Origin of the sequence: Hymenobacter persicinus (genome assembly GCF_004167665.1) — a bacterium.
Taxonomy (GTDB): domain Bacteria; phylum Bacteroidota; class Bacteroidia; order Cytophagales; family Hymenobacteraceae; genus Hymenobacter; species Hymenobacter persicinus.
The window spans coordinates 1-7,080 of record NZ_SEWE01000084.1; the positions used below are offsets into that span (position 1 = coordinate 1).

The following is a 7,080-nucleotide window of genomic DNA, read 5'->3' on the forward strand; positions in this document are numbered from 1 at the left end:
GGCCTGCCATTACCTGAGTGAGCTGCTGCCCGACGTATCGTATTTCCCGGCCTACGAGTTGCTGGTCGATGATTTGCGCGACTACCGCTTCTACGCCTCCGACATGCTGCACCCGTCGGAAGTGGCCGAAAACTACATCTGGGAGAAGTTTACCCGCACCTATTTCGACGCTAACTTCGGGCGCTTCCGCAAGGACTGGGAAGCGGTGCGGCAGGCCCTGGGGCACCGGCCGCTGTACCCGGCGGCGCCCGAGCACCGGGCTTTCCTGGAAAACACCCTTGAGCGCCTGCACAAGCTGGCTGCCCAGACCGATGTGCGGCAGGAACTGCGCGAGGTGCAGCAGCAGCTGGCGGCGCTGCCAGTACCAGCTCGCCCGCAGCCAATAGCCGAGCCCGAACCGGATGATGACGAGGAGCGGATTGATATTGGAGAATCCGACGAGACGCCGGCTCCGGCCCTGCCGGCCGCCGCGCCGGAACGAAGCCGCCGGGACCAAAACCGTCGGGACCCGAACCGGCCGGCGCGCCCGGTTCCGCAGCCAGATATCCACGTTACGCCCGTTGAAATTACTGAAGTTGCGCCCGCCACGGTAGCGGAGGTAGTGCCGGTAGAGGCGACGGAAGTGGAAGTCGGCAGTCAGCTGCCCGAGCTGCCCAAGAAGAAACGTCGCTCCCGGGGTGGCGCCAAGCGTACGGCCCGCAAAAACGCCGCCCGGGCCGCGCTGGAAGCCGCGCAGCAGTCGGTGCAAAGCGTGCAGCCAGTGGCCGTGGAGGCGGTGGAAACGCAGGCTGCGGCAGTCGACATCCCGTCCGTTCTGGCGCAGCCGGAGCCGACGCCGGAAGTGCCGCTGCTGACCCAGGAGCTGGAAGTGGTGCACGAGCTACCACCCGTTGCGGAGCCTGCCCCCCGCCCTGCCCCGGTGGTGGCGGAGGTAGTACCGCCCGCGGCCACGGAAGCGCCGGCCCCGTACACCGACTGGCTGGTGCCCATGCAAAGTGCCGAAGCTGCGCCGAAGTCGGCTAAAAGGCCGAGCAAGGGCATTGTGCGCACGCCCCCAACCAAGACAAGCCGCTCGAAAGAGCCTATTGTGAAACCGCCTAAGGCCGCGGCCAAGCCAGCGGCCAAAGCTCCGGCTAAAACGACTAAAACGGTCAAATCTGCCGAAAAAGTGGCGCCCAAAGCCGCAGCCAAGCCGAAAGCTGAGCGGGCTCCGCGCCGCAAAGCAGCTTCGCCCCCGGTTCAGGATGAGGCCGCCCCGATGCTGCTGGCCCCGGAAGTGGTAGCCGTGCCGGAAGTAGTGGCCGCGGCCCTGCCCACGCCCACTCCTGCGGCCCCCGCGCCCACTGTGGAGCCGGAAGAGCCGGCGGCTGAGTCTGCCGCGGCTGCGCCGAAGAAGCGGGTGCGGCCACCCCGCAAAAAGCCCGCGCAGCCCGACGAAACCGCGTAATTATCGTAGACCAAAACCCAGCCCCGGCGGCTGGGTTTTGTATTTCTACCCTGTCTGCTCTTGCTTTCGATACGCCGATGTCCGCCTCCACTCCTGCCCCCACCAACCGCCTGAGCCGGGAATCCAGCCCCTACCTGCTCCAGCACGCCCATAACCCCGTGGACTGGTACCCGTGGGGACCTGAAGCGCTGGAGCGCGCCCAAAAAGAGCAGAAGCCGATTCTGGTCAGCATCGGCTACGCGGCCTGCCACTGGTGCCACGTGATGGAGCGGGAGTCGTTTGAGAATGCGCGCATTGCCGAGGTCATGAACCGGCACTTCGTCTGCATCAAGGTCGACCGGGAAGAGCGGCCCGACGTGGACCAGGTGTACATGGACGCTTTGCACGCCATGGGGGTGCAGGGCGGCTGGCCGCTGAACGTGTTTCTGACGGCCGAAGCCAAGCCGTTCTACGGGGGCACCTACTTCGCGCCCCGCAGCTGGACCCAGCTGCTGGAAAGCATCGGCGAGGCCTACCAGAACCAAAACCGCCGGGAGCTGGACCAGTCGGCGGAGCAGTTCACCCAAGCGTTGCGGACCAGTGAGCTGGAAAAATACGGCCGGCTGGTTGAGGGCTCCGTGGCGGCCGGCAAGCAGCTGGAGACATTGCTGCACAATCTCAGCCAGAAGTTTGACTCCGAATTGGGCGGTACCAACCGGGCCCCGAAGTTTCCCATGCCCAGCATCTGGCGGTTTTTGCTGCGCGCCCACGCCGCCGCCGGCCGCCCCGACCTGCTGGGGCAAACCGAGCTAACCCTGCAGCAGATGGCCTGGGGCGGCCTCTACGACCAAGCTGGCGGCGGCTTTGCGCGCTACTCCACCGACGCCGAGTGGCTGGCCCCGCACTTCGAGAAGATGCTCTACGACAACGGGCAGCTCGTCAGCCTGTACGCCGAAGCCTATCAGGTCACCCAGAACGAGCTGTTCCGGGAGGTGGTCTACGAAACGGTGGCCTTCGTAGAGCGGGAGCTGCTGAGTCCGGAAGGCGGCTTCTACTCATCCTTGGACGCCGACAGTGAGGGGGAGGAAGGCAAGTTCTATGTTTTCACCAAAGACGAACTGCGCGACCTGCTCGGCGACGAAGAGGCCCTGTTTTCCGACTACTACAACTGCACCGCGCTGGGCAACTGGGAGCACGGCCGCAACATTCTGCACCGCCGCACCTCCGATGCCGACTGGGCCCGCCGGCACGAATTGCAGCCCGGGGTGGTGGCCGGCCTGGTCCAGGACTGGAAAGCCCGCATCCTGACGGCGCGGAGTCAGCGCGTGCGCCCCGGCCTCGACGACAAGATTCTCACGGGCTGGAATGCGCTGATGCTTTCCGGACTCGTGGATGCCTACCGGGCTTTCGGCGACGCCCATTTTCTCACCCTGGCCCGGCGCAACGCCGAATTTCTGCAAACCAAGCTGCGGCAGGGCCCGCGTTTGCGGCGCAACTACAAAGCCGGCCGGGCCACCATCGACGCGTTTCTGGAAGACTACGCCCTGGTGATTCAGGCCTACATCGGGCTTTACGAGGTGACGTTTGATGCCCAGTGGCTGCGGGAGGCCGACACGCTGACCGAGTACGTGCTGACCAACTTTACTGACCCTGCCGAGCCGCTCTTTTTCTACACCGACCAGGCCGGCGAAGCCCTCATTGCCCGCAAAAAGGAGCTGTTCGACAACGTAATTCCAGCCTCCAACTCCGTCATGGCCCACAACCTGCACCGCCTGGGCCTGCTCCTCGACCAGCCCCGCTACCAGGAGCTGGCGGCCGCCATGCTGGGCCGGGTCCGGGACTTGGCGGTGCAGGAGCCCCAGCATCTCACCAACTGGGCTGCGCTTTACTTGTCTTTGCGGCAGCCGACGGCCGAAATTGCGGTGGTGGGGCCCGAGGCCGAAACCCTACGCCACGAGCTGAGCCGCCACTTTCTGCCCAACGCCGTGCTGGCCGGCGCCCCCGCTCCCACCGACGCGCTGCCCCTGCTCCGGCAGCGCCCGGCGCAAAACGGCCGCACCACGCTCTACGTCTGCTTCAACCACACCTGTCAGCAGCCCGTGCTCACCGTGGCCGAAGCGCTGGCCCAGCTGCGCAGTGCCAATTCCAGCCCGCAGTAGCGCCTCATTTCCGAGTAGCTATACTTGCTTAGGGCCATATAACTGATTCAGAACCAGTCCCGGGTTTGCCGTCGTTTTGCGGACCGGTATTACCCCGGCGAGGCCGAATCATCCGCGTCGGCGGTTTATCTTTACGGTTCCGCTTTTAGCACCTGCCCGTTGAGCCTCACTTTCGACTTTGTCCAGCCCGAGCCGGCGGCTACCGACCGAATCACGCTTTTCTGCGACGTGATTCTGCCCCTGCCGCTGCCCAAGCTCTACACCTACCGCGTGCCCTACGAGATGAACGACGACGTCGTCATCGGGGGGCGGGTAATTGTGCAGTTTGGGGCCAAAAAGACGCTCAGCTGCATCGTGGCGGCCGTGCACGAAACCCCGCCGGCGCTCTATCAGGCCAAGTACGTGCTCGAATTCATCGACGACGCGCCGGTGGTGACTCAGCCCCAGCTCAAGCTGTTTCGCTGGATGGCCGACTACTACATGTGCACCCTGGGCGAGGTCATCAACGCCGCGCTGCCCTCGGCGCTCAAGCTCAGCTCGGAGTCGCGCATTCAGCTGCACCCGGCCTTCGTGCGCGACGAGCCCCAGTACCCCTTGAGCGACCAGGAAGAGAAAATCGTGGAGGCCCTGAGTACCGAGGACGGTAAGGCCATGACTTTCACCGAAGTCGGCGACCTGCTCGGCAGCACCAACTTCCACAAGGTTATCAAGTCCCTGATTCAGAAGGACGTTATTTTCCTGTTTGAGCACCTGGCCGACAAGTTCTCGCCCAAGGTGGTCAAAAAGGTGCGCCTGGCCCACCACTTCGTGGAGGAAAACGTGCTCGAAGAGCTGTTTCAGCAGCTGGCCGGCCGCCCCAAGCAGCTCGACGTGCTGATGCGCTACCTGCAAAAGGTGCCCGTGTACCAGAACGTGCACGCCAACCACCAGGGCCTGGAAAAAGCCGCCCTCACCAGCAGCCCCCATCTCTCGCCGTCGGCCGTCAACACGCTCATCAAAAACGGGGTGCTCGAGCAGTTCGACGTGATTGTGTCGCGCTTCCCGCTCGACGACTCGCCCGAAGCCAAGCTGCATTTCTCGCTCAGCGAGGCCCAGGTGGCGGCCCAGGATGATATTCTCAAGCAGTTCACCGAAAAAGACATCGTGCTGCTCCACGGCGTGACGGGCGCGGGCAAGACCGAAATCTACATTGAGCTGATCCGCAAGGCCCTCGAAGGCGGCGGGCAGGTACTGTACTTGCTGCCCGAAATTGCCCTCACGGCCCAGATTGTGACCCGCCTGATGCGCGTGTTCGGCTCCCGCCTGGGCGTGTACCACTCCAAGTTCTCGGACAACGAGCGGGTGGAAGTCTGGAATGGCGTGCTCTCGGGCCGCTTTCAGGTGGTGGTGGGCGTGCGGTCCGCCGTGTTTCTGCCCTTCGACAACGTCTCGCTCATCATCGTGGACGAAGAGCACGAAAGCAGCTACAAGCAGTACGACCCCTCGCCCCGCTACAACGCCCGGGAAGTGGCGCTGATGATGGCCAACTTCCAGGGGGCCAAAACCCTGCTCGGCTCGGCCACGCCCTCGGTGGAAACCTACTACCAGACCCGGGCCGGCCGCTGGGGCCTGGTTTCGCTCACCAAGCGCTTCGGGGAGGCCGGCCTGCCCGAAATCGAGCTCGTCGACACCCGCAAGGGCCGGGAGCAGAAAACCATGCTCAACCACTTCACGCCCGAGCTGATGAGCGAGATGGAGCGCAAGCTGGCTTTGAAGGAGCAGGTCATCCTGTTCCAGAACCGCCGCGGCTACTCGCCCTTTATCAACTGCCTCGACTGCGGCTGGATTCCGAAGTGCAAGAACTGCGCGGTGAGCCTCTCCTACCACAAGCACGCCCACGAGCTGCGCTGCCACTACTGCGGCTTCCACGACCGGATGCCGGTGGAGTGCCCCGCCTGCGGCTCCCGCAACCTGAAAACCGTGGGCTTCGGCACCGAGAAAATCGAGGACGACCTGAAGGTGATGCTGCCCCAGGCCAACGTGCAGCGCATGGACCTCGACACCACCCGGGCCAAGAACTCCTACCAGCAGATCATTGCCGACTTCGAAAACCAGGTGACCAACGTGCTGGTCGGCACCCAAATGGTAACCAAGGGCCTCGACTTCGCCAACGTGAGTCTGGTGGGCATCATCAACGCCGACTCCATCATCCACTACCCGGATTTTCGGGCCCACGAGCGGGCCTTCCAGATGTTTGTGCAGGTGAGCGGGCGGGCGGGGCGCAAGGGCAAAAAGGGCAAGGTCATCATCCAGACCGCCGACCCCCAGCAGGTGATTTTCGATAAGGTAATCCGCAACGACTACCTCGAATTCTACGAGTACGAAATCACCCAGCGGCGCGAGTACGGCTTTCCGCCCTTCATGCGCGTGATTCGGCTCACCGTCAAGCACGTCGACCAGGGCGTGGCCGAGCAGGCCGCTTTCCTGCTCACCCAGGAGCTCGTGGACCGGCTGGGCCGGGAGGCGGTGCTGGGGCCCGAGGCACCCTACATCTTCCGCATCCGCAACTTCTACCTGCAGGAAATCACCATCAAGCTCGACCGGGAACACACCGTGCTCAAGCACGCCAAGGGCCAGATTATAGCCGCCATGAACGTGGTCAAGGACCAGAAGGAGTTCAAGCAGGCCCGCATAGTCGCCGACGTTGACCCGATGTAAGGCTGGGCGGGCTTAGCTGCCTTCCAGCAATGCCAGCAATGATATAGTGCTTCCGACCAGCAGTAGATTCAAGGCCAGCATTACAAGCAACAAATTCAACGTAAAAACCCCGATTTCAATTACCGGCAGCAGGAAAGCAAGGGCGACGACCAGCCCAAGCAGGAATGCACCTGACAGCAACAGCCATTTGCCCAGCCGTAAGTTTCGCTGAATCTGGACTTCGGGGCTCAGGGCAGCTGGAGCATTCGGCTGCTTGGCGGCCCGCCGGGCTTGCCGGGCCAGGCGCCAGCGCCCGTTGGTGCTCTGGTAAAACAACAGTGCCAGGCCCAGTAGCAGCAAGGACACCCCAAAAAACCTGGTGATTTCTGAGTAATTGCCCTGGGCACCAGCCGCGCCCACTACGCCACCCGTGGCAACGGCTAACCCAGTCAGGTTTACCAGCGTCGTGAAGGTGTCCGGCTTACCGGTGGGCACTAAGCCGACTGCCGGGCGAGCCAAAGTTGTGTCGGGGGAGGTAGCCGGTCCGCGGTGGTAGACCGGACGACTTTTTACCAACGCTTGATTTGGAGTCTGGCCTGCGGTGGCAGTATCCGGTGAAACCGAGGCAGTAAGCTCCGGCTGGGTGGCCACCACCTCGGTCGGTTTCACCGGATGAATGCTGGAGTGCTGGTAGCTGGGCGCGGCCTCGGCGGGCAGGCGGGTGGCTAGGCGGGTGCTCTGGCAGCCGGCCAGGGCACCGAGCCAGACCAGGCCCAGCCACAGGCTATATAATCTCATTAGTAAAGGATAAGTAATACG

General features: G+C 63.5%; 4 protein-coding genes. 3 read left to right on the top strand and 1 reads right to left on the bottom strand.

Annotation, left to right across the window (positions count from 1 at the left end; all coding sequences use genetic code 11):
- From EWM57_RS20505 to priA, 3 genes are all read left to right on the top strand, one after another.
- Nucleotides 1-1,447 (top strand): GSCFA domain-containing protein (locus EWM57_RS20505; protein ID WP_207218366.1); only part of this gene is annotated, 1,447 nt, incomplete at its 5' end.
- A gap of 77 nt (nt 1,448-1,524) precedes the next feature.
- Nucleotides 1,525-3,585 (top strand): thioredoxin domain-containing protein, encoded by a 2,061-nt coding sequence (locus tag EWM57_RS20510; protein WP_129923171.1) that lies wholly within the window; start codon nt 1,525-1,527, stop codon nt 3,583-3,585.
- 159 nt (nt 3,586-3,744) lie between these two features.
- Nucleotides 3,745-6,282: a replication restart helicase PriA gene (priA, locus tag EWM57_RS20515; protein WP_129923172.1), complete on the top strand. Its 2,538-nt coding sequence runs from the start codon at nt 3,745-3,747 to the stop codon at nt 6,280-6,282.
- 12 nt (nt 6,283-6,294) lie between these two features.
- Here the strand turns inward: priA and EWM57_RS20520 are convergent, their stop codons facing one another.
- Nucleotides 6,295-7,059, bottom strand: a complete 765-nt coding sequence (locus EWM57_RS20520) for a hypothetical protein (protein ID WP_129920961.1) — start codon at nt 7,057-7,059, stop codon at nt 6,295-6,297.
- Nucleotides 7,060-7,080: the final 21 nt, after the last annotated feature.